We start from the raw sequence: 24,286 nt of genomic DNA on the forward strand, positions 1-24,286 counted from the left end.
AATTTTTGATTACTGTACTTTGTTATAAACCTTCGGATTTTTTTCGCCGGTTACTTTCAGCATTCCGATAGCTCCTTTGTTAAAGGCACGGAAGATAGAGTGGTCGACCAAAATATAGTTTCCGGGCTCTTCTACTTTAAATTCTACGATTGCAGCGCCGCCGGCAGGAATTACAGTGGTCTGTACATTCTTATTGATCGTGCTTCCGCCTTCTACATATACTTTATCGAAGATCTCTCCGATCACGTGGAACGAAGAAACAAGGTTTGGTCCGCCATTTCCTACAAAGATCCTTACGGTTTCACCAACTTTGGCTGTAAGTGCATTTGCACCCATCAACGCGTTTTTCTTACCGTTGAAGACTACGTAAGTCGGTCTTTCGTCAACACCTTTGTCCTGATCGAATTCCTGAAGTCCTTTCTCGTCGGTTTTTCCTTTGGTATAGAATTCACCCTGCATTACGTAATATTCGCGGTCAACTTTTGGCAAACCACCTTCCGGCTCTACAAGGATCAAACCGTACATTCCGTTCGCAATGTGCATAGGAACCGGTGCTGCAGCACAGTGGTAAACATATAATCCGGGATTTAAAGCTTTAAAATTGAAGATCGCTTCTTTGCCGGGTGCAACATTTGTTGCTTCTGCGCCACCACCTGGGCCATTCACCGCGTGAAGGTCTATATTGTGCGGCATTACGCTGTTACTTTTGTTTTTTAAGTGAAGTTCTACCTCATCACCAACCCGAACTCTGATGAATGATCCTGGAATGGAGCTGTTGAAAGTCCAGAATTTGTAAGTGACGCCATCAGCAAGTTCACCTTCTTCTTCCGTAGCTTCCAGGTGTACAACGACTTTCTGGGCCGCTCTGTCACCGATCGCAGCAGGAACTCCTGGTGGCGCTACAATTCCCTGTTTTACAGGTTCACCACTCACCTTAATTTCCATGGCTTCGGCTGCCGAGGTGGAACCTGCATTTTCTGTTGAATTTTGTTTGCACGCCTGAAGTGTGAATAAGGCTACTGCAAGGGTTGTCAGAATGTTTTTCATTGTTGATTTTTTAACTGTTTTTTAATAGGACAAATCTATCCTAATTAAAATATATTTGAAAATATTTGGATATGAGTTATATCAGACTTGGGTAAAATATCCGATGGCTTCTTTCTATTTCAGAATTTGTGTGCAAAAGTACGTATTCAAAAATATCTCATCTATTGTGCAGAAAGCTTCAGAATAAGCGGGTCACTGATTACTTTCTGGGAATAATATACGGCACCGCACACAGTGGATCGCAGCGTATAATTTCCTTTACGGAGGACAAACTGATTTTTAGAGTGTGCCGCGATGGGTAAATTATAAATCTGGCTGTTGGAAATTCCTACAAGGCGCAGAATAATATTGCAGTTGGAAGCGTTTTCGACTACGGCAGCGGTTTCGGTCTCGCGCGGATCGGTATCGTTAAGGAGATACGTGAGAACAGCCGCATTTACCTGTTTTTTATTGATCTTGTCTTTTTCCATAAGTTCCTGAAACTCGCTGCGCTCAGCCGACGGGGCTGCCGGAGTGGAAGTGGACGAATTTCTGTACACGGTATTAGGTATTGTTGATATTTCACAACCTGTTACCATTAATAAGAGAAGAAAGAAGAAACAGTATTTCATTACAGATTCAGATTGGTAAAAGATAAATATAGCATTTTCTTTTATAAAATAAATAAGAAAACCAGTCATTAAAGACTATTTAAAAGGAGAAAGATTAAATTTTCTACACATTGAATAAATTTCTCGGCAGGTAAATTTTAGAAATAATTCATCAGTATTTGGTTTTCGGTATTGAAGCGAAAATCAAAGAGGAAAACGATTACTGTTCTTTTACTATCTGCCGTGTTTTATAGTGATAACATCAAAATTTCAACTAATAAAATCTATATATATTTGGGGAATTAACAATTTAAATTCTTATTTATGAAAAAAGTTTTATCTGTTGTCTTTTCTGCAGCATTTGCAGCAACAATGTTCTCTCAGACTTTAATGGCTGACGATTTTAATTCTTACAACACCGGAAATCTTGGTACACAAGGTGGCTGGGGTCGCGATGGCGGGGCCAACAACATGGCGAAAATCGCCACGATAGACGCTGCACACGGTAAATCCCTGCAAATGGCGAGCACAGCAGCTAATGCAGCAGGTATGTTCATCTACAAGGAATTCGACTGGTTTTCAAAAGCAGATGGTAATGATGTATTCGTTGCAGAGTTTGAACTTTATCCAACGGCCACTTCACCGGCAGAAATCCAGGTGTACGACGCGGCAGGTGGCGAATACTATGCAATTTTCGACATTTATATGGCACCGGGCGTAGGTGTATATCTAGCTGACCAGGCAGATTTCGACGACGAGACCAACGGCGAGTTGCTCACAGACAATGTAACCGCAAACACTTGGTACAAAGTAAAAGTTACTTACGATACTTTGGAAGGAAGTATGAAAGTAAACATCAACGGAACAGAATACGGTCCTTACGCTAAAGCGGCAAACTACTATCCGACAGAAGTCGATATTGTTTCTGTAGGCGTAAACAACGCCGGTTTCGATAACATTAAAATGTCTGCAGAAGCAGCTTTGGCAGTTAACAGTACCAAATCTAAATTTGCACTAAGTGTATATCCGAATCCGGCAACTGATGTGATCAACTTAAGATCTGCAGAAAAAATCTCTGAGATCTCTATTTTTGATCTTTCCGGAAAACTGGTAAAAACTGCTGCTGAAACTTCAGTAAATGTTCAGGATCTTGCAAAAGGTTCTTATGTAGTATCTGTGAAATATGCAAACGGTTCTACAGAAACTAAAAAAGTAATCAAGAAATAATTTTCTCACTTTCTTTTAATGATAAGGGCTGCGTTTCGCAGCCTTTATTTTTTATTAAAATCTGCATATTAAAAATGCAAAAGAAAACTCCGAAAGCCTGATTTCGGAGTTTTGTCTGTTACGCAGTGTTAAATTATAACGAATAATTCGGCGCTTCCTGCGTAATTATTACATCGTGCGGATGAGATTCCTTCAGTCCGTTTCCGGTGATCATCACCATTTTTCCGTCCGTTTGCAGGGTAGGAATGTCTTTGGTTCCGCAATATCCCATACCGGCGCGGATTCCACCTGTAAGCTGAAACACTACTTCCTCGAGTTTTCCTTTGTGTGGCACACGCCCTTCAATACCTTCGGGCACAAATTTCTTGGCTTCACTCTGGAAATATCTTTCCTTGCCGCCGCGTCGCATGGCAGAAAGTGAACCCATTCCCTGGTAGGCTTTAAATTTCCGTCCCTGGAAAATAATTTCCTCGCCCGGCGCTTCATCGGTTCCGGCCAAAAGTGAACCAAGCATTACGGCACTTGCACCGGAAGCCAACGCTTTTACAATATCTCCGGACAATTTAATTCCGCCGTCAGCAATTACAGCTACATTTTTAGATTTCGCATATTCAAAAACATTATAAATCGCAGAAAGTTGCGGAACACCAACGCCTGCCACAACCCTGGTCGTGCAAATGGAACCGGGTCCCACACCGACTTTCAGAATATTTGCGCCGGCCTCGATCAGGTCCTTTGCAGCATCTGCGGTTACAATGTTTCCGCCTACAATATCAAGGTCCGCAAAGTTTTTACGTATTTCAGCAATTTTATCAAGCACACCGCGCGAATGGCCATGTGCGGAATCTACCGCAATGATATCTACTCCCGCTTCCACAAGTGCAGTAACGCGGTCAATGGTATCCTCGCCCACGCCCACGCCGGCACCTACGATCAGGCGACCGTTTAAGTCTTTATTGGCGTTGGGATATTCCATTTGGTTGTCGATATCTTTAATGGTGATCAAACCTACAAGTTTAAAATCATTATCAACTATAGGAAGTTTTTCTACGCGGTTACGCAGCAGAATCTGCTTGGCTTCATCCAGATTGGTCGCTTTGTTTGAAGTGATGAGGTCCTCTTTGGTCATCAGCTCTTCAACCTTTAACGCAAGGTTTTCCTGATATTTCACATCGCGGTTGGTGATAATTCCGATCAGTGTATTGTTTTCATCAACCACCGGCAGACCCGAGATCTTGAATCTTGCCATCAGCTCTTTGGCTTCGGCAAGAGTGTGGTCTTTTGATAAAGTCACCGGATCGGAGATCATTCCGTTTTCCGAACGCTTCACATTATAAACCTGTGTCGCCTGCTCCTCGATCGGCATATTTTTGTGAATGAAACCTATGCCGCCAACTCTTGCCAGCGCAATAGCCATTTCTGCTTCAGTTACAGTATCCATAGCCGCGGAAACTATAGGAACATTCAAAGTGATTTTATCGGAAAGCCGGGATTTTAGGGAAACCTGATTAGGCAGAACTTCGGAATAAGAAGGGATTAAAAGCACGTCATCAAAGGTGATGGCACTTTCTACAATTTTTGTGTGAATAGACATCTTTGCTTTCTGCGCAAAATTAAGGAATTTTTAGGAAAAATAAAAATATAGATTTTGAAGCGAAGAATAATCTTTTAAATATTGTCCAAATTTTAATAACCGTCCGGCAATTACGTTGAGATGATCATCCATTAAAAAAAAAATTCAGCAGATTGAATTTCAAATAAAAAACCACCCGGAAATGGGTGGCTTAAGAAGTGAAGGCTTATTTGCTGACGATTTTCTTCACGTCATTTTTTTCAGAATAGTTGATGATCCGGGAAATGTCATCGGCGGTAAATTTGCCAGAAACATCTACAAAAACAGATTCACTGCCAGACTGTATTGAAATGAGTAGTTTTTTGATCACATCGCCGGTTTGTTTCGCCTGAAAATTCACCGTTTCGTTTTCCTTCCGTACGGTCATCCATTCCTCGAAGTTATTATTGGCGAGGTAGTTTGCGTAGTCGGCGAGCATCGATTTGTTGCCGTTTTCAATGGTCATCACTTTGATGTCGGATATTTTTCTGATGAGGTTAATGAGTTCTTCGCTTTCACCGTCTTCGCGCAGCGCTTTTTTTACGATGGGTTTTGCAAGAAACATAGGCACATTAATGCTTGTAAATTTTGCTTCCCTGTAATCATGTGCCGCTTTGTTGAAAAATTCCATCTTTGGTTTTGTAGATACCATGCAGGAATTGAGTGTAAAACCAAGCAAACTTAGCGCAAGTACAGCGTATAGACTTTTCATATTTTTAGTTTAAAGGTTTAATTGTGCCGCCGCTGCTCTGTTGCAAACCGCCGGAAATGTTTCGTGGATTACCTTTATAGCGGATCGAAGCGCCAGAACTTGCATTTGCGGCTAAGCTTTCGGTTGCTGTAAGTTTGATGTTTCCGCCGGAAGAAGCTGTTGCCGTACCGTTTTTTGACACGAGATTCTGTGCGTTACATGCCGCTGCACTGGTTACTTTCAGGTTTGCACTTTCTGCATTGCCGGTGACCGTCGCCATAGAACCGCTCGTTCCTTCGAAACTGAAATTTTTGGTCTGTACGCCCATCCGCATGGATGAGCCTGAAGTTATTGACACGGTTGTCGTGTTTTTTATGTTCAGGTCGGCATTCAGATTTGCACCGGACGAGATATCCGCCTTAAAATTATCTTCATTAATGGCGTTCAGCGTTGTAAGCAGGGCACCCGACGAAACCTGAGCCGATGCAAGCCGCGGTCCTTCTACAGCGACAAAAAGTTTCTTGAAATTAAGATTCTTTTTATCTTTATTCTTGATGGTGATCACCAAAATCCCGTTTTCGACTTCTGTAGAAACGTATTGCTGCAGGTCGGGATCGGTTTGTACCACTACCGACTGCGTGTCGCTCTGCGTAAAATTTACTGTAATGCCGCTGGAGACAGAGATTCCTGTAAATTTCCCTACGTTACGAACCTGTGTGGTGCCGTTGCGGCTGATGTTTTCCGTGGTCACCGACGTTTTGGTACTGGGTTTTTCCGCTTCATTGATGAGATTATTCACATCATCCATCGAAATTTTTCCTTCCAGCATCATCAGCATTGTATTACCGTCGGAATTTATGTTGAGCAGCAGGTTATCTAAAACTCCGTTTGCCGCGTCGGATGACAGAAATTTTATTTTGTTGTCTTTGCTGTGCACGGTGATGAGTTCCTCATATTTCATGTTTTTCAGCGAACTTGCGATATCCGTCTGCAGTTTGTCGAACTGCATGAGCTGCATCTTATTTTCCGGTGCTCCCGGCGTTTTCGCTGAAGCCGGTTTTTCCAGGATAAGGATCTTCAAACCCTCGATCTTGCTGAGCAGCGGTTTGATCTGCGACAGTTCATCATCTGCAATATTGAGTTTATTAAGCATATTAAACATCGGTTTGGCGATTTTGATGGAGGTTACGCCATCTGCTTCCTGGTATTTTTCGAAAAGCTGATCCAGTTTCGCCTTTTGCGCATTAAGTTGAAAGAAAGACGAAAAGACCAATGTAAATATTAAAAGTAATTTTTTCATGATATCGGTTTTAGTAATCATTGTTAAAGTTAGTGATGACGTCGGTTTGAGCCACCGTTTTAGAAACATTTTCAGAAAGAACACGGAAAGAGTACTTGGTTAAATCGATTGCTTCCTGTTCGTTTTCAATTTTTTGACCGTTGATGATGACGTAATTCGAGTGATAATCCGGAGTTTTCACTGAATGTTGGGGTGCAGATCTTTCCGGAACAGCATTCTGAACATACTGCACTCTGCCGGTTCTCCTTATACGTCCGCGTTTTGGCAGGATCTGTTCTACCACATCAGCTGCGTTTTGTACGGATGTTGAATCTGCAACCAAACTGTCGGAAACTACATTTACAGAATCTTTTGCGGTAAGAACAGCCACGTTGCCGTCATGACCGAAGTTTTCTTTCTGCTTTAAGATTTCGTTTTTTACGAACTGATCCTGTTCGGCAATCGTAGGTTTTGTGGTGATCTTATACAGCACTCCAAGAGAAACTAAAAATGCCAAACCTGCAGCCATCCAGAAGATTTTCGGGAACGTGGCGGAACTTCTCAGCGGCTGGATTGGCGCCACTTCCTGCGGATCTTCAGCTGCAGCTAAAAATTCATCGAAATCCCAGTTCATTTTCTCGTCCTTCATTTCTGTAAGGATCTCTGTATATTTATCCTGTGTGTGGTCTGTCTTCATAATTCGGTCTCTTTAATCCCCTAAACGCCAAACTTTAAAGGAGTTTTCTGTAAAATAAAAATTAAAAATTCTCAATCACTCTGTTTTCATAATCCATGAGATTCTGGATCTGTTCTTTCACCTTCTGCCGGGCCCGCATCAGGTTTACCCGCACTGCATTTTCTTCCATTTCCATGATTGCTGCAATTTCGGAAACTTCGTACTCTTCTACATCTTTCAGGTGGATCACCGTTTTCTGCTTCTCCGGAAGCTGGTTGATAAACCCGATGATCTGCTCCTTCATATTATTGGCTTCTACGTGGTAAAGTTCACTTCTGTGCATTTGGAAATCTGCAAAACCCATTTTCACCGTGTGATGCTTCAGCCTGTTCAGGCATTCGTTTTTCACCGCTCTCAGCGCATAAGATTTTAAATTTCCGAAGGTTGTGAGTTCTTCTTTCTTCTGCCAGAATCTGAGCATCAGATCCTGAACTACATCTTCCGCTTCGTCACTGCTCATCACGAATCTTTTCGCAAAACGGTACATCTCATCCTTGAGACAGAATACCGTATTTTTAAAGATTTCGTGGGTCATTGTTTTGTTTCTAATAGTAAGACAACTAATTTCCGAATTATATTACATCAAAATAAAATAAAACTTCAAAATAGTTTTTGAAGTTTTATTTTATGCTCGCTTTTTATTATTAATTCCTCTTTTGTTTTGCGAACTAATCTGCAGCCCGACTTGAACGGAGCTCTTTTTTATTGGTGGCTAAGCTTGTCGAAGCCAACAATAAAAAAAGCGGGAGTGGAAGGCGGAATTGTCTGCCCAAAAAAATTACAAATCCGTCACTTTCTTCTCAATTTTATAAACCGTTCCACGAAAAGTTGCCACCAAAATTTTATGCTGATTCGTAATCGAAATATCATAAACACCGGTTTTTCGGGTATCAGAAATAAGAACACTTTCCGCTGTTAAAGTATCTCCCAATCTCACTGCTTTTGTAAAGTTCATCGAACAATGTAAAGCAACAGAAGCCTCATTCGTATTATTACTCGAAAAAGCCAGCGCCGAATCTGCGAGAGAAAAAGTTACGCCACCGTGAACCGTTCGCAATCCGTTGATCATTTCCTGTTTTACAGGCATTTCCATCAGACAATATTTCTCCCGAATTTCGATGAGTTTTATTCCCATCCATTGTGAGAACTGATCCTGATTGAGCATGTATTGAGCGAGTTCGTGTGGAGTCATTTTTTATTTTAATTTACCAGTTTATCAGTGTACCAGTATACCAATATAATAATTTGCAAATAAGAAATATAAAAAAATTGTTATATTCTTACATTGATAAATATTTACATTTGGCGAAGCAAAATGCTTTGTCTGTATCGTTCTTCCTGATAAGTTTCGTAGATATTTTGCAGCGTTTCCGAAATTTTTTGGTAACCGATTTCTTTTCCCCAAGCAAGCAAACCTTTCGGATAATTCACGCCTTTCTGCATGGCTAATTCGATCGCTTCATCACTTGCAATTTTTAATCTTTTAGCTTCCACTGCTTCATTAATGAGCATTGAAATAATTCTAAGAAAAATTTCGCCGTATAATTTTTCGTCTTTTTCCGGAGCAGTTTTTATGGCGTTTTCTGAATATTCGTAAAATCCTTTTGCTGTTTTTCTACCGTGTAATTTGGCCTCGCTCATTCTTTGTTGAAGCAAACTCGGTTTGTATTTTGGATCGTAAAAATAATCCGCGTAAACCGTTTTTGTGACAGAGAAATTCACATCAATTCCAATAAGATCCATCAATTCAAAAGGTCCCATTTTGAAATTTCCCAAAGTTCGCATCGCATCATCAACTTGTTCTGGAGTGGCGATGTTTTCTTCCACGATTCGTAAAGCTTCGCCATAAAAAGGTCTTGCAATTCGGTTCACAATAAATCCGGGAACATCTTTTGCAATCACTGGAATTTTCCCCCATAATTTCATTAGCGAAACCATTTCTTCATCTAAATCTTTTTCCGTTAAAAGTCCTGGAATTATTTCTACCAAAGGCATTAAAGGAGCCGGATTAAAAAAATGAATTCCAATAAAACGTTCCGGATTTTTTAATTCAGAAGACAGGGAAGTGATAGAAATGGAAGAAGTATTGCTGGAAATAATACATTTTTCAGAAACAATTTCTTCTAAATTTTGAAAAACTTTGGTTTTTATTTCTTTATTTTCAATAATGGCTTCAATCACGAGATCACAATCTTTGAAATCTTTAAGTTCGCTGCAGGGCTTTATTTTACCAAAAATGTCTGAACTTTTTTCTGAAGATATTTTTTCTTTTTCGACCAATCTGTCCAGAACTTTTTTAAGACTTGCTAAAGATTTTTCAGTTTGAGCCGAATTGGTATCATACAAAAAAACCTCACAACCGGAAGTTGCTGCAACCTGTGCAATGCCAATTCCCATGGTTCCGGAGCCGATAATCCCTATATTCATATATTTTATTTGAGAATTTGAAAATGTGTTAATTTGATAATTAGGTTTTAGATGTTGAAATAATTTTGGAGAGGATCAGCTGAATTGCTTTTAAATCATAAAACATTTCTTCGTTAGGAGAAGTTAAATATTTCGAATGTTTGCAAAGAAGTAACCAATATTCCGTCTCATCTGCTTCTTTTGCAGATATTTTCATCTTATGAATAAAATCAGCTTTACTCTCTACATTCTGGCTTTCTCGTACATTTGCACCAATAGAAGTACCGGACTTGAAAATTTGATTTGCTAATGAGAATTTCTTTTGTTCGAAAAACATTTCAGAAAATTCTATAATCTGAAGAGCAAAATCAAAGGTTTTATTAACGATTATGTTTTCTTTATCATTTCTCATCATTCTCAAATTTTAAAATTATCTCATTTTCAAATTATTTTATTTTCCTTTATATTCCGGTGTTCTTTTTTCTAAAAATGCAGAAACGCCTTCCATAAAATCTTCTGATTCGGCTGCGGTTTGCTGCAGTATTCCTTCCATATCAAGTTGTTGACTCAGTGTATTGTCGTAAGACTCGTTGAAGGCTTTTTTTGTGAGTGAAATTGCTTTCGTTGGTAAATTGGAGATTTGTTCTAAAACGCCCATTGAATTCACCATAAAATTTTCATCTTCAAAAACATCCGCAATTAATCCTAAATCTTTTGCTTCCGCAGCTGATAATTTTTTCCCGGTAAACGCTAAATAATTTGCTTGCTGTCTGCCCAAAAGTTTTGGTAACCAATACGTTCCGCCGGTATCCGGAATTAATCCAATGTTCACAAATGCCTGCGAAAAATAAGAAGATTCTGTCGCCAAAGCGATGTCGCAAATTAAAGCCAACATTGCTCCAGCTCCAACTGCAGGACCATTCACCAAAGAAATAACCGGTTTTCTGGCATTTGCAATTTCTTTCACCAAAGGATTATAATAATCAATCACCATTCTTTGAATCACCCGATCTTCATCCGGATCGCTGAAAGACATAGCGTCTTTTAAGTTTTGTCCGGAGCAGAATGCTTTTCCACGACCTGAAATCGCCAGACAACGAATATTTTCATCCCGACTTCCATCATGAATAAAAGTTTTAAGTTCAGAAAGTAAAGTTTTATTTAAGCTGTTATAAGTTTTCTCGTCGTTCAGATAAGCGATCTGCAGTTTTCCGTCGAGGTGAGTTTCTATTTCGAGTTCTTTATACATATTGTTGATTTGAGAATTAGGTAATTTGAGAATTTGAGAATTTGAAAATGTGTTAAAGAATGTAGTTGTTTTTTACGCAAGAGTATTTTAACAAAGATAAGTGTTTGTTCACCCTTAAAATAATGCTTTAAATAGTGAATTTTTTTTGATCATCAAATTTTCAAATTGCCACATTTTCAAATTGAATTAATGACATTTAAAATAATCGAAAGGTTCCAGACAGTCATTGCACTGATAACTGGCTTTGCACAGGGTAGAACCGAAACGGCTGATCTGTTTGGTGTTTTCAGAACCGCATCTTGGGCATTTTTTCGGAACGTTTAAATGATCTTCGTGATTTCCTTTTTCAGGTGGCGTAATTCCGTAAATTCTGAGTTTTTCCCGGGCTTCGTCGGTGATCCAGTCGGTGGTCCAAATGGGAGAAATTTTGGTGATGACTTTCGCCGTAATTCCCTTTTCTTTAAAAAGTTTAATAATATCTTCTTCGATATTAAACATCGCAGGACACGCTGAATAAGTCGGTGTAATGACAATTTCTGCTTCGTTTTCGGAAAGCATTTTCGCTTCCCGAACAATTCCTAACTCAACAATATTGATCACGGGAATTTCGGGATCGGGAATATGGGACAGTATTTTTAAGAGATTCTCCAAAATATTTTAAGCGTTTGAGAATTTGAGAGTGTGCCAATTTGAAAATTTAAAAATTGACGATGCGCTTTTTTCATTTTTAAATTATCACATTACCAAATTTTCAAATTGTTTTCACCAGGCGCAATTAGGATAAGTTTTCTGCATAAACTGCAATTCACATAAAATAAATCCAAAATATTCGGTGTGATATCCAGTTCTGGAACCTTTTTGCATAAAGTCATTTTCCGGAATTACAATGCCAAAATTTTGGAAATCTTCTTTGATGGTTTTTGTCCAGATCTCCTGCAGATTTTTGCTGTTTGGAACAATATCGAGTTTTTCCAGATCCTCTTCGCCTGGAGTTTCCGCAAACATTCCGCCGGTATATTCCCACAGATTTTCAACTGCATTTTTGATGCGGTTTTTACTTTCTTCGGTTCCGCCTGCAAACATTTTGATCCACGTCGAAGTGTGCGTGTAATGGTATTTTACTTCTTTCAGAGATTTTTCTGCGATTGCAGAAAGTTGTTCGTCGCTGCTTTTCATTAATTCCGCATAAAGAATTCGCTGATAAACTGCGAAGAAATAAACCTTGAGGATCGTATTCGCATAATCACCATTCGGAAGTTCGGAAAGTTGGCAATTCAGATACTCTTTTTCCAAACGCAGAAAAGCCAGATCATCTTCAGTTTTCCCCAAATCCTGAATTTGAGCAGCGTATTTATAAAAATTATTTGATTGTCCCAGGTAATCCAAAGCGATATTCGTCAAGGCAATATCTTCTTCCAGATAAGGTCCCTGTCCGCACAATTCACCCAATCTCTGACCAAAAATCAAAGTATCATCGGCTAATTTTAAAGTATAATTAAAAAGTGGATTCATTTATTTAAATTTTTAGACATGAGATGTAGAGATTTTAGACATGAGATTTTTATAATAGAAGAAATTGACCTGATATTCTTAACGATCCAATTTCTCGTGTCTCATGTCTCCCAATCTCTGGTCTGTTTTACATGTTTTTCACGTCATTCGGAATCTCATAGAAAGTCGGGTGGCGATAGAGTTTATCATCGGCAGGATCGAAAAAAGCTTCTTTATCAATCCCTTCAGATGTCACCAAATATTTGCTCGGCACGACCCAAATCGAGGTTCCTTCCATTCTTCTGGTATAAACATCTCTTGCAGCCTGCAATGCCATTTCCGCAGTTGCGGCCTGTACGGTTCCTGCGTGTTTATGGGAAAGTCCGGGTTTTGTCTGTATAAAAACTTCCCATACGTCTAAGTTGCTCATTCTTTAAATTTTGAGGGGTTAAGATAAGAATTTTGAAGAATTTAAAAAATTAAAACTTCGGAAAGATTTTTTTTAGGAGCAGCAAATTTTTCGCTTTTTTGGAAATCCGGTCCCGCTTTCCATTGCAATTCCTCGCTCCTCCTTCGTCGTCACTGCGGGATTTTCATTGCAATCGGGGCTATAAGTTCAGGCATTTTGTCATTTATAATTTATAATCCAGGCAAACCTGCGAAATCTGTGTGGATAATAAGCGCACAGATTCTACGAATTTGCCCAGATTTTTATCGATATTAAAATTTCGTGAATCTTAATTTTCTTAAAATTGATGATGGTAAAAAGTTTACATTTTTTCGCCATTAATATAAACCGATTCCGCTTTCAAACTTCCCTGGTGATAAAGGATGTTATGAAAATTATCGGTTTTAAAAGTGACAAAATCGGCTTTCTTTCCTTTTTGCAAAGTTCCGCGGTCAGATAGATTTAAAGCGTGGGCTGAGCGGAAAGTGATACCGGCCAAAACTTCAGCGGTTGATAATTTTTCGAAAGTCGCCAAAATCGAAGCCTGCGTAATGAGATTTCCCATCGGGGCAGAACCGGGATTCCAGTCGGAGGCGATGGCTAAAATTCCGCCGGCATCCAGAATTTTTCGGGCGGGTGTAAATTTTTCGCCCAAACCTAAACTTGCGCCGGGAAGTGCCGTTGCAACGGTTTCTGATTTCGCCAGAAAAGCGATATCTTCATCAATTGTTGCTTCCAAATGATCGGCAGATTTTGCGCCCACTTCTACCGCAATTCTGGAACTTCCGGAAGTAAACTGATCAGCGTGAACGGTAATTTCAAAGCCTAATTCTTTTACCTTTAATAAGAATTCTGTACTTTCATCGGGTAAAAACGCAGATTTTTCAATGAAAATATCAACGCGTTTTGCGAGATTTTCTTCTTTAACTTTAGGTAAAATTTCATTTAAAATAAAATTCAAATATTCTACTGAACTTCCGTCAAAATCTCTTGGTTTTAGATGAGCAGAAAGACAGGTCGGAACCAAAGTCGCTTTCGTGAAAGTCTGTGCTTTTTTAATGACACGTAACATTTTTAGTTCATTTTCTACATCCAAACCGTAACCGGATTTTATTTCGATGGTCGTAATTCCCAGTGAAATGACGGAATTTATTCTTTCTAAAGTTGTTTTTAATAATTCTTCTTCGGACGCTTTTCTGGTGTGTAAAACGGAACTCCAGATTCCGCCGCCACTTTCTGCAATTTCCAGATAGGTTTTTCCGGCATTTCGCATGGCAAAGTCATTCGCGCGGTTTCCACCAAAGCAAATATGCGTGTGGGAATCGGTGAAAGCCGGCAGACAAACCTGCTCATCTTCAATGTTTTCGACTTCAATATTTGGGTATTGTTCTTTTAAATCATAAAAATTGTTTGCATCTGCTATTTTTCCCTCTTTAATTAAAAGTCCGCCGTCCTCAATAATTTCCAGCTGATCATCAGAAAGTTTCCCCCGCAACGGAAGATTGGCAAGTGTTACAATTTGTTTGAAAGGACCGATTAACTTCATGATGAATATTTTTAAAAATTAATAAAATGCTATTCCCATTTTTTAAGGTGATCGAAAACCATTTTCGAAAGTGGAATAAACATTAATCCTGCAAGAATGAACACGACAAATGCCCGCTGTAAACCGAAGGCGCTGGCAAGATAGCCGATGATCGGCGGCCCCAGAAACATACCCACTGTAGAATACGTGCCGATGATCGACATTACAATACCGACCGGGTATTTCCTGGCCTTTCCGGCGAGAATGTAAGTCATCGGGTAAAGTCCGGAAACGCCAAAGCCGACCATTCCAAAACCAATAAGAACCGGATAAAGATAGGGGAAAATTGTGGCAATGAGTACACCCGAAATAATGAGCAAAGAACCGGCAATATATAGTTTTTGCATGCCGAAATGCTCCATCAGTTTATCGATGCTCAACCGCGAGATGGTCATGCAGATCATTAAAAGAAGATAGCCGTAAGTGAAGACCTCCTGTTTCACGACTTCCTGCAGGTAAACGCCGTTCCAGTCATACATTCCGCCCTCGCAGATCGCCGCAAAAAAAACAATGAAACCTAAAAGTGAAATATATCTGCTCGGTTTCCCCAGTTTAAATTTGCTTCCGACCTTTGATTTATCACCTTTAATGAGCATCGGGAACATAAAAACCGTGATTAAAAGACCAAATATCGTGACGGACAAGAAGTGCCAGAAAATTGAGATTTCATTTTCCAACATGATCGTCGAGAAAAGAACTCCCAAAATCCCGCCAATGCTCCAAATGCCGTGAAATGAACCTACGATCTTCTTTTTAAATTTTTGCTGTACGGCAATCGACTGCGTGTTGATGGAAATGTTGATCGTACGAAGCGCGATGGAAAAGAAGACGAGCGCAATCGAAATTCCGAGAAGCGAAAAACCCCAGCTGAGCGAAAAAAGTGAGATCAAAAATAGTATACTTGCAATCTGCATGGGAATTCTGCTGTCAAATTTCGCGACGAGCCAACCGGAAAGCGGAATGCCGACAATCGCGCTTGCAGGCAGAATCATCAGCAGGTTTCCCAGTTCTCCTTCACTCAAATTATAAAGGTTTTTGAGTGTGGGAATTCGCGACGCCCAGGACGAGAAACAAATTCCGGAGAGTAAAAAGTAGGCAGAAAGAGCGATTCTTTCCTTTTGAGGAGTTGAAAACATATCCGGCAAATTTACAAATTTATAGCCCGATCTGGTGACGCTTGGGCAGTCGCTTTTTATAATTCTTAGGGCTTGTTCCGATTTTATTTGTTAAAGATGACAGGAATTTTTCCCTCTAAAAATTTCTATCTTTGACTAAATTTTAAAAAATGCCCGATTTTCTGCATCCAGACCAAGATAATTTTTCCGAAGACGAACTTATTCAGGAAGAAAAGATCCGTCCGCAGAGTTTCCGGGATTTTGCCGGACAGCGGAAAACGCTGGACAATCTGGAGGTTTTTGTAGCGGCGGCGAAAAATCGTGGTGGCGCTTTGGATCACGTGCTTTTACACGGTCCACCCGGGTTGGGAAAAACTACTTTAGCCCATATTATTGCGAATGAATTGGGAGTTAGCTGCAAAATAACTTCGGGTCCGGTTTTAGATAAGCCCGGAAGTTTAGCCGGATTGCTCACGAATCTGGAAGAAAATGATGTGCTTTTCATAGATGAAATTCACCGGCTTTCGCCGATTGTGGAGGAGTATCTTTATTCGGCGATGGAAGATTATAAGATCGACATCATGCTCGAAAGCGGACCAAATGCCAGAAGCGTTCAGATCGGTTTGAATCCGTTTACTTTAGTCGGTGCCACTACCAGAAGTGGAATGCTGACAAAACCAATGTTGGCGCGGTTCGGAATTCAAAGCAGACTGGAATATTATACGATCGAACTGCTGTCGATGATCATTGAAAGAAGCGCGCGTGTTCTAGATGTTAAAATTTATGAGGATGCCGCGACGGAAATTGCCCGCAGAAGCCGCGGAACGCCGAGGATTGCAAATGCACTTTTGCGCAGGGTTCGTGATTTTGCGGAGATCAAAGGAAATGGCGAAATTGAAATTGAAATTACAAAGTTTGCGCTGAATTCCCTAAATGTTGATGAATTCGGGCTCGATGATATGGACAACCGAATCATGCGCGTGATGATCGAAAATTTCCGCGGGAAACCGGTCGGGATTTCTGCGTTGGCAACGTCGATTGGTGAAAATCCCGAAACTTTGGAAGAAGTATATGAACCATTTCTCATTCAGGAAGGTTTTATAATCCGCACGCCGCGAGGAAGAGAAGTAACGGAGAAAGCTTATAAGCATTTACAGATCTCGATTCCCAAAAGACCGGATGAGCTTTTTTAACGTTAATACTCGAATTGGATGAATATTTAAACGCTGTGGACGCAAAGAAGATTAAATTTATTTCTGTGTGGTGGGGCGCGAAGGCGTTTCACTCAGCAAAGGCTCGATTTGATCTCTTCAAGTTAAAGGGTTGAAAATATGAATGAAAATGAAATTTCAAAAATTGTATTTGAATCGGGTTTGAAAATTCATCGGGCGCTTGGAGTAGGTTTGTATGAAGCAGTATATGAAGAATGTTTGTTTTATGAATTAAGTAGAAAGGGTTTAAAAGTTGAAAAGCAAAAAGACATCCCTATTGAATACGAAGAATTGCTTATCAAAAAGGCTTTCAGAGTAGATTTGTTAATTGAAGATAAGGTAATAATAGAGATTAAGGCTGTTCCCGAGATTAATAGTTATCATACCTGTCAACTATTAAATTATTTAAGAATTACTGGATTTAAACTGGGAATGCTTTTGAATTTTCATTCTTTATTATTTAAAGATGGAGTTAAAAGAATCGTTAATCATTTATAAATTAATATGTCTTCGCTGAGTGCACGCCTTCGCGGACGTAAAAATGAGAAAACCAATAAATAAAAAAAAATAGTAGCGGCCTTTGCGTTAAAATTAAGTATACATTAAGCAGTACAGCAAAGAATTTAGATGATCGTCTTCGCTGAGTGAAACGCCTTTGCGAACTTAAAAAGGAGAGGAAAAACATATATTTATGAAACCTTCGCGGACTTTGCGTTAAAAAAGAAGAGCAAACTTGAAAATGAATTTGCAAGCAATCTGTTGCAACTTCGCTTCCCTGAGTGCAACGCCTCTGCGCTCTTAAAAAAACGACAGAAAGTGGTATATTTAAAGAAATCTTTGCGGAATTTGCGTTAACAAAAGAAGATGAAACCTGAAATGAATTTGCAAGCAATCTACTGCAACTACCCTTCGCTGAGTGAAACGCCTTTGCGAACCTATTATTTGATCAGCAGGAAAAAACCTCTGCGATCGTTGCGTTAAAAACAAGTCTGAATTTAAAAGATAAAATTTTATGAAACTATATCCAGTCCAGTGTGGAAAATTTAAGTTAGATGGCGGTGCCATGTTTGGTGTGGTGCCGAAAAGTTTGTGGCAAAGAACAAATCCTGCAGATGAAAGAAATTTAATCGAATTGGGAACCCGCTCTCTTTTGGTGGAAGACGGTAAAAAACTTATCCTGATTGATTGCGGGTTAGGTAATAAACAGGACGAAAAATTTTTTGGCCATTACTCGCTATGGGGTGATGATACCTTAGATAAAAACCTTAAAAAATATGGTTTCGTGAAAGAAGATATCACCGATGTTTTCCTTACGCACCTGCATTTCGACCATTGCGGTGGCGCGATCGAGTGGAATGCTGACCGGACCGGTTATCAGCCCGCCTTTAAAAATGCGCAGTTCTGGACTAATGAGGACCACTGGAAATGGGCAACCGAGCCAAATGCCAGAGAAAAGGCAAGTTTTTTGAAGGAAAATATTTTGCCGATGCAGGAAAGCGGTCAACTCAACTTTTTGCCGATCCCGCAAAATGGGAATTACGGTTTCGCACCCGATCTGAAAATGGATGTGATCTTTGTAGATGGTCATACCGACAAGCAGATGCTTCCCGTGATCCGGTATCAGGACAAGACTATTGTTTTTGCAGCGGATCTGATCCCGACCGTGGGTCATATTCCCCAGGTTTATGTCATGGGATATGACACGCGGCCACTCTTAACAATGGAAGAAAAAGCAAAATTCCTGAAACAGTGCGTGGATAATGAATATCTTCTGTTTTTTGAACATGATGCGCACAATGAACTCGCAAGTTTAAAAGTAACCGAAAAAGGAATCCGGTTAGATGAAACCTTCAGTATGAATGAAGTATTTGGCTATTAGAAAAAATATAAATTATAAAATATGATCAACGACGAACCCGAACCCGAACCCGGGCCCAAGACCAAAACAATCGGAATTACCGGCGGTATAGGCTCCGGCAAATCTACGGTATCAAAATATATCGAAGAGGCGGGTTATCCCGTGTACTATTCAGATGCGCGCGCAAAAACAATTGTTAATGATGAACCGCAGCTGCAGCAGCAAATTAAAGAACTCTTAGGTGAAAATTCCTACGATGAAAATGGCCGCTACGACCGTAAATATGTCGCAGAAATTGTTTTCGGAAATGAAGAAAAGTTATTGCAGCTAAATTCACTCATTCATCCTGCGGTAAAATCAGATTTTGAAAACTGGGTTTCCCGGCAGAATTCTGAGTTTGTATTTAAGGAAACCGCACTTTTATTTGAACTGAAATTACACGAGGCGTGCTATAAATCCATTTTGGTAACAGCTGATGACAACTGCCGACTGAAGCGTGTGATGGACCGCGACGGCAAAACATACCGGGAGGTGGAAACCATCATGCACCGACAGATGGCGGAAAAAGATAAGATAAAATTTGCCGATTATGTGATCTATAACAATGACGGTTTAGACGAACTTAAGGTGCAGACCCTGCAGACTTTAGAACAACTGGAAGGCAGTCTGAAAGCGGTTTAAACTGCGGAAAATATATAAAAAAAACCTGGATCACTGGATTCAGGTTTTTTGTTTGGCAGCTATCTGCGGTTTTTTACCAAAACCCAGCCGTTGTATTCTACCATCGAGGCAGAGCCAGGCTCGCGCCACTTCATTACATACCAGTAACTGCCGGATGTTACCGCTTTTCCGGCAGATTTACCATCCCAGGAAAACCGATTGTTTTTATCGCCGGTGAAGACCGTATTACCAAACCGGTCGAAAATCTTTATGGATGCTTCCTCTTTTTTCAGCAATACAGAATAATCCAGAATATCATTAATACCGTCACCATCAGGTGATATTGCGTTGTAAACTTCTACTACAGTAATTTCAGCAGTAACAGGACTGCAGTTATCGGCGGATATTACGTAAACCGTGTGGTCACCGCCTGCCACATTTGTGAATACGTTGGAGGTCTGATAGTTATTGCCGTCAAGGGCGTATTCGTATGGTGGTGTACCACCGGTAACGTTCACTATAACTGTTGTACCCTGGATTTCCACGGAGGTGATCCCGGGTAAAAGTATTTCTGTAACCGTTACAGATTGGCGGTGAGTACATCCTTCAAAAGTAAGATCCACCCAATATTCACCCACGGGAACCTTGATGGATTGGGTAGTTTCTCCCGTGCTCCAATGGTAACTGGCAAATCCGCTGCCGGGGTCCAGTGTTGCCAAACTTCCCGGGCAAACCGCCTGATCGCCAAGTTGCGTTGATATCTTTGGGATTTTTACAGTGACATGTAGCGCAGCTATATTATCGCAAAATCCATTTTTATGAAAACGCAGGTAGTAGGTTCCGCTGTTTGTTACCGTTACATCTGCGGGAACAGAACCGATGTTCTGCTGTGCCGCACTTAAGCTGTTGAAATAAGTGGTCTGAACTCCGCTCTCATTAGTAAGGACGGACACGAATTTGCTGAGATTCACAGTTTTAATGCCGTCAAGATCATCGTCGCATTCGGAAACGGAGGCGTTATCTGTAATTAACTGAACCCTGTTGCCGAACTTAAAAGTGAGCATTTTTGTTTCTGCTCCACAATATGCGGAAACTGCTCTCACATACACGTTTGTCTCTTTTGAAAATAACCAGTCGTCCGGTAAAATGGTTGAAAAATCACTGAAAAGCGAATATTCAACGGTGAAAAGCGCAGAATTCTGTATGATCACCGGAGTGACGGTGGACAGTTTAACATGAATTACCCCATCGAAATCATCATCACAAAGGGTAGGGTTGTAAGCACCAATATTCCACTTTGGCAGGGGCGACTCCAGAATGGTGATGCTTTTTGTAAAAGTACAGCCGGAAGCATTGGTGAAAAACACGGTATATACGCCAGCCGGCAAAATTGCGGTCTGCGTGGTAAAGACTGTAGTATTTCCTTTTTTCCAAACATAATCCGTATAAGTAGATTCTGCCATAAGTGTTATGGAACTGCCGGCACAAACTGTGTAGGAATCCAGCAGCGCAGTGGGTGTGGAAGCTTTCAGCAAAATGTTTAAAGTGCCAATGGTATCGCAAAAACCTGCTTTTTTAAATCTATAGTAGAAAGTCTTATCTCCGCTAACGGTCTGCGCTGCTCCAATGTTCTGGCCGGGCAGATTGTTCTGCGCTTTGATCCGGTCATCGAAATATTTTACCGTGACACCGGCATCAGGCGTAAAAAGCGTGTTATAGTTTGCGAGATTTATATTTTCGGTATTGTTCAGATCATTATCGCAGACAGGATAAGAAATTACAGATGTCAGCAACATAAATTTATCACCGATTTTAAAATCAATGGTCCGGACATCTGGCGGACAATCTGCGGACACTGCCCTTACGTACACTTTTGTATCTGCAGAATAAGTCCAGTTATCGGGTAAAAGAGGGCTGAAAGTTCGGGAAAGCGAATATTCTACTGTGAAGAGTGCTGGGTTTTGCAAAATTTGAGATGTAACACTTGAAAATTTCACTTCGACCTGACCGTCGAGATTATCATCGCAAATGACGGCATTAAATGCGCCAATTGTCCATTGAGGCTTCGGCAATTCTGTTACTGTTACATACTGACGATAAACGCAGTTGGAAGCGTTCGTAAGATCCACGAAATAATTTCCCGGTCCTGCGTTGATTGTTTCGGAATTGTCACCCGTGCTCCAGAGAATACTGCTGTAGCCGGTTCCTACGTTCAGTGTGACCGTGCTTCCCGTGCATACCGTATAACTTGGCAGCAAAAATGTGGAGGGAGTTCCTTTTGTTAAATTCACTTTTAATGTACCAATATTGTCGCAGAAGCCCGGAATACTAAAACGGTAATAAAATGTTTGCGCACCGGTAATAACCTGATTTGCACTGGTGGAATTTAAATTTTGTTGGGCATCCGTGAGCGTATTAAAAAAAGTCGCCGAGTTTCCTGCTGCAGTGGTAAACAACGGAATGTAGTCTGAGAGTACAATAGACTCGGTATCATCAAGGCCGGTATCGCAAATATTTTTGGTCACTTCATTTGTAATTAATGAGCCTTTGATGCCGATCTGTAAAAGGATTTCCATAATAACGGGCGCACACACTGCAGGTGATTCCACTCTTATCCATACTCCTGTGTTTCCGGTGAAGCTGTAGATTCCTGTCAAATTATCCGTTAAGCCTGCAATTGCTTTTGCTTCGGTTTCATAATATTTTACAGTAAAATCAGCCGGGTTTTGAACCACTAGCGGCGTGATGTTGCTTAGATCAACTTTATAAATATTGTCGATTACACCATCTATATCTTCGTCGCAGGTTTTGTGCGTATAGAGTGCAGGATTTACAACCGGAGGTGCGGTTATTTTCAGTTCGATTTTTGCCTCCGCATCACAGCCATAAGTGTTGTGGAGTTTTACATAGACTGTTCCCGGTTCGGAAATGTAATTGGTTAATTGGCTGTCGGGAATCTGAACTGAATAAAGCGCATCGCTGAAATATGTTTTTGCAACCGCAATATCAGGTGTAATTTGCGCTGATGTAAGATCAAACGTGGCCATTGAGGTTGCTGAGCATTCGTTCAGTATTTTATCATAATGTTCGATTTGATTGAGGTGCACGGTGGCCTGCACAGTTTCACAATCCGGAATGGAGCCTGTTCCGCAGAAGGAATACTTAAAGGTATCTGTACCAGTGGCGTTGAGATTCGCGGTATAAGTTATGGTACCGTCGGCATTTTTGGTGACCGCGCCTTTGGTTGGTGGCATGTCGATCACGACCGAACTTGGGTTTAGCGCCTGCGTACTCAATGCGAAAGCCGGTGTAATTGTAGTCGTGGTGCAGATATCGTAATCGTTGTTGGTATAAGTGGTGCAGTTATAAAATTTAAAGTCCCTCGTTTGTATTTCGGCGCAGGAACCCTGTTTCACCTTTACGGCATAGATCCCGGCCTCAGGCGGAATATAACTGAAAATGTTGTTGACTCCCGGTGCAGGGTCGTACCCGCCGGCTGCATTTTTAATGAGCCATTCGTAAGAATCGAAACCTTCGGTAACCTCCAGTTTCACACCGGGCAGACAGTCGCCTTCAGTTTTTGTAATCAGAGGAATGGAAGAGAACCCCGCGAAATAACCACCGTAACCAAACGCTGCATTTCCACTTGCAATTCCCGCGGTAACCGCTTTTGTAGATTCTACTGTAATATTTCCCGTAACATTGGGAATAGAATAGGTAACCCAATTTTGATTGCCCGCAATTACTGAAATATCGTAAGGGCCATATAATGTGTTTGGTATTACACCGTTTACTTTTACAGTGGCATTTTTTTCGGTAATGATATTGAGCTTGGTAGTGAACGGCGGATTGTGCGGTACATTTGAAAGATAGTTGATATAGCTGATTTCATCGATTCTTTTTGGCAGGTAGCAGTTTAATGGCGGGATATAATTCATTCCGCCGGTTGCAAGCGGAGCGCTTCCGGAAGCAACACCTGCCAGCAGCTGATATACATATACATTTTTATCTGTTACAATATGAAGATTGTAATGTTGGTTTCCGCGGTTAACATAATTCGTTTCGCTTACCTTGTAAAAATCACCCTTATTTGCCAGAATTGCAGTGGGTGTAACTGAGTCATTTAAGTAAATAGATGTCATTGGTTCTGTAGCAACAATTATTGCCCCTTCCATCTTATTGCCAATGGAACCATAGCCTTTTACAATTACAAATTCATCACCTAACTTGTCGACCGGAACAGATTGATCCATTAAAATATCTGAACCGTCAGAAACATCCGTACTTGCGTATTGTCCGTTAAAATTTCCGTTACTCATGGAAATTGGCTTATCGGAATTCACTTCAGCACCTATAAATCCATCTTTGCCATTTGTGTTGGAAACTCTTCCATCTATTATATAAGACTGGCCTTTATTCAACTTGAAGGTGAAATTTGTAGCCATACCATAATTAGTGAAAGCCAGTGGCTTTTTAAAATTATTAACAACTACTGTGGTGTTGTCTTCGGTGGCTATGAAACTGGCAGCAAATCCCAGATTATTGTTCCCAACAATATTAATTAATGAACTTGGTGCCACAACGGTAAAAAATTGAGTTCCAATACCGGCGGTACCTTTAGATGTGATGATTTCGGTATGATTGGTAACACCAAACCGCAAATTTGCGAAACAGGGTTTTTCGGCTTTTACGTAAAGTCCCTTATTAATTACCTGGTGTAATTCACCTGCAGTGTTAATTATTATGCGGTTCCGGGCAATTTCATTTACGCCGGGATTGGATTTAATCACAATAACTCCGGGATTTCCTTTACTTATAACCTTTTCTGCAACAATTATGTTGTTACTATAAACTTTTACATTAAATGGGGTAGTTTCGTTTGTGCTAAGATGCAGGAACTGTTCATCACCAGTATTACTTTGTCCGTCATACATCGGTGCAAACCAATGCTCGCGGTCGAGTTGCGCAAAAGAATATAGAAACGTGAAAAAGAATATTAGGAGTAGAATTTTTTTCATTGAAGTCGGTTATAGTCGGCGCAAATATAGCGTTATTAATAATATAAGTACATTTTTATTCCT

At 40.4% G+C, this 24,286-nt stretch carries 22 protein-coding genes; 5 read left to right on the forward strand and 17 right to left on the reverse strand.

What is annotated here, in order from left to right; genetic code table 11:
• Positions 1 to 9: 9 nt before the first annotated feature.
• Both nirK and H562_RS15360 read right to left on the reverse strand, forming a co-directional pair.
• Entirely contained in the window at positions 10 to 1,047 is a 1,038-nt protein-coding gene (nirK, locus tag H562_RS0106060) for a copper-containing nitrite reductase (protein WP_027376684.1), read from the reverse strand.
• Positions 1,048 to 1,208: 161 nt separating this feature from the next.
• Positions 1,209 to 1,727, reverse strand: a complete 519-nt coding sequence (locus H562_RS15360) for a DUF6759 domain-containing protein (RefSeq protein ID WP_051190416.1) — start codon at positions 1,725 to 1,727, stop codon at positions 1,209 to 1,211.
• A 234-nt stretch (positions 1,728 to 1,961) separates the two neighbouring features.
• Here H562_RS15360 and H562_RS0106070 point away from each other — a divergent pair, with 234 nt between their 5' ends.
• Positions 1,962 to 2,864: a T9SS type A sorting domain-containing protein gene (locus tag H562_RS0106070; protein ID WP_027376685.1), complete on the forward strand. Its 903-nt coding sequence runs from the start codon at positions 1,962 to 1,964 to the stop codon at positions 2,862 to 2,864.
• A 133-nt stretch (positions 2,865 to 2,997) separates the two neighbouring features.
• Here H562_RS0106070 and guaB read toward each other — a convergent pair whose 3' ends face one another.
• From guaB to H562_RS0106145, 14 genes are all read right to left on the reverse strand, one after another.
• Complete coding sequence (gene guaB, locus H562_RS0106075; RefSeq protein ID WP_027376686.1) at positions 2,998 to 4,458, reverse strand: IMP dehydrogenase; 1,461 nt, start codon at positions 4,456 to 4,458, stop codon at positions 2,998 to 3,000.
• 205 nt (positions 4,459 to 4,663) lie between these two features.
• Positions 4,664 to 5,188: a DUF4252 domain-containing protein gene (locus tag H562_RS0106080; protein WP_027376687.1), complete on the reverse strand. Its 525-nt coding sequence runs from the start codon at positions 5,186 to 5,188 to the stop codon at positions 4,664 to 4,666.
• 4 nt (positions 5,189 to 5,192) lie between these two features.
• Complete coding sequence (locus H562_RS15365) at positions 5,193 to 6,467, reverse strand: DUF4252 domain-containing protein (protein WP_169463262.1); 1,275 nt, start codon at positions 6,465 to 6,467, stop codon at positions 5,193 to 5,195.
• Positions 6,468 to 6,477: 10 nt separating this feature from the next.
• Complete coding sequence (locus H562_RS0106090; RefSeq protein ID WP_027376688.1) at positions 6,478 to 7,143, reverse strand: hypothetical protein; 666 nt, start codon at positions 7,141 to 7,143, stop codon at positions 6,478 to 6,480.
• A 61-nt stretch (positions 7,144 to 7,204) separates the two neighbouring features.
• Complete coding sequence (locus H562_RS0106095; RefSeq protein ID WP_027376689.1) at positions 7,205 to 7,717, reverse strand: RNA polymerase sigma factor; 513 nt, start codon at positions 7,715 to 7,717, stop codon at positions 7,205 to 7,207.
• Between the two features lie 243 nt (positions 7,718 to 7,960).
• Positions 7,961 to 8,374, reverse strand: coding sequence for a PaaI family thioesterase (locus H562_RS0106100; RefSeq protein ID WP_027376690.1), 414 nt, complete (start codon positions 8,372 to 8,374; stop codon positions 7,961 to 7,963).
• 104 nt (positions 8,375 to 8,478) lie between these two features.
• Complete coding sequence (locus tag H562_RS0106105) at positions 8,479 to 9,609, reverse strand: 3-hydroxyacyl-CoA dehydrogenase NAD-binding domain-containing protein (RefSeq protein ID WP_027376691.1); 1,131 nt, start codon at positions 9,607 to 9,609, stop codon at positions 8,479 to 8,481.
• Between the two features lie 40 nt (positions 9,610 to 9,649).
• Entirely contained in the window at positions 9,650 to 10,000 is a 351-nt protein-coding gene (locus H562_RS0106110; protein ID WP_027376692.1) for a four helix bundle protein, read from the reverse strand.
• 39 nt (positions 10,001 to 10,039) lie between these two features.
• Positions 10,040 to 10,837, reverse strand: coding sequence for an enoyl-CoA hydratase-related protein (locus H562_RS0106115; protein ID WP_027376693.1), 798 nt, complete (start codon positions 10,835 to 10,837; stop codon positions 10,040 to 10,042).
• A 186-nt stretch (positions 10,838 to 11,023) separates the two neighbouring features.
• Positions 11,024 to 11,488: a 1,2-phenylacetyl-CoA epoxidase subunit PaaD gene (gene paaD / locus H562_RS0106120; RefSeq protein ID WP_394330168.1), complete on the reverse strand. Its 465-nt coding sequence runs from the start codon at positions 11,486 to 11,488 to the stop codon at positions 11,024 to 11,026.
• Positions 11,489 to 11,599: 111 nt separating this feature from the next.
• Positions 11,600 to 12,349 (reverse strand): 1,2-phenylacetyl-CoA epoxidase subunit PaaC, encoded by a 750-nt coding sequence (gene paaC, locus H562_RS0106125; protein ID WP_027376695.1) that lies wholly within the window; start codon positions 12,347 to 12,349, stop codon positions 11,600 to 11,602.
• A gap of 127 nt (positions 12,350 to 12,476) precedes the next feature.
• A complete protein-coding gene (paaB, locus tag H562_RS0106130) occupies positions 12,477 to 12,758 on the reverse strand; it encodes a 1,2-phenylacetyl-CoA epoxidase subunit PaaB (protein WP_027376696.1) in 282 nt (93 codons plus the stop codon).
• A gap of 340 nt (positions 12,759 to 13,098) precedes the next feature.
• A complete protein-coding gene (gene hutI / locus H562_RS0106140) occupies positions 13,099 to 14,322 on the reverse strand; it encodes an imidazolonepropionase (protein WP_027376697.1) in 1,224 nt (407 codons plus the stop codon).
• A gap of 29 nt (positions 14,323 to 14,351) precedes the next feature.
• Complete coding sequence (locus H562_RS0106145; protein WP_027376698.1) at positions 14,352 to 15,497, reverse strand: MFS transporter; 1,146 nt, start codon at positions 15,495 to 15,497, stop codon at positions 14,352 to 14,354.
• Between the two features lie 149 nt (positions 15,498 to 15,646).
• Here H562_RS0106145 and ruvB point away from each other — a divergent pair, with 149 nt between their 5' ends.
• The 4 genes from ruvB (at position 15,647) to coaE (ending at position 19,226) form a co-directional block, all read left to right on the forward strand.
• On the forward strand, positions 15,647 to 16,669 hold the full coding sequence (gene ruvB / locus H562_RS0106150; protein ID WP_027376699.1) for a Holliday junction branch migration DNA helicase RuvB: 1,023 nt from the start codon (positions 15,647 to 15,649) through the stop codon (positions 16,667 to 16,669).
• Positions 16,670 to 16,807: 138 nt separating this feature from the next.
• Positions 16,808 to 17,185 carry a GxxExxY protein gene (locus tag H562_RS0106160; RefSeq protein ID WP_027376700.1) on the forward strand — a complete coding sequence of 126 codons (378 nt, stop codon included), beginning with the start codon at positions 16,808 to 16,810 and terminating at the stop codon, positions 17,183 to 17,185.
• Positions 17,186 to 17,699: 514 nt separating this feature from the next.
• On the forward strand, positions 17,700 to 18,566 hold the full coding sequence (locus H562_RS0106165; RefSeq protein WP_027376701.1) for an MBL fold metallo-hydrolase: 867 nt from the start codon (positions 17,700 to 17,702) through the stop codon (positions 18,564 to 18,566).
• Between the two features lie 21 nt (positions 18,567 to 18,587).
• Complete coding sequence (gene coaE, locus H562_RS0106170; protein WP_051190418.1) at positions 18,588 to 19,226, forward strand: dephospho-CoA kinase; 639 nt, start codon at positions 18,588 to 18,590, stop codon at positions 19,224 to 19,226.
• 59 nt (positions 19,227 to 19,285) lie between these two features.
• Here coaE and H562_RS15370 read toward each other — a convergent pair whose 3' ends face one another.
• Complete coding sequence (locus H562_RS15370; RefSeq protein WP_084466334.1) at positions 19,286 to 24,223, reverse strand: T9SS type B sorting domain-containing protein; 4,938 nt, start codon at positions 24,221 to 24,223, stop codon at positions 19,286 to 19,288.
• Positions 24,224 to 24,286: the final 63 nt, after the last annotated feature.

Origin of the sequence: Kaistella palustris DSM 21579 (assembly GCF_000422265.1) — a bacterium.
In the GTDB taxonomy this organism is placed as follows: domain Bacteria; phylum Bacteroidota; class Bacteroidia; order Flavobacteriales; family Weeksellaceae; genus Kaistella; species Kaistella palustris.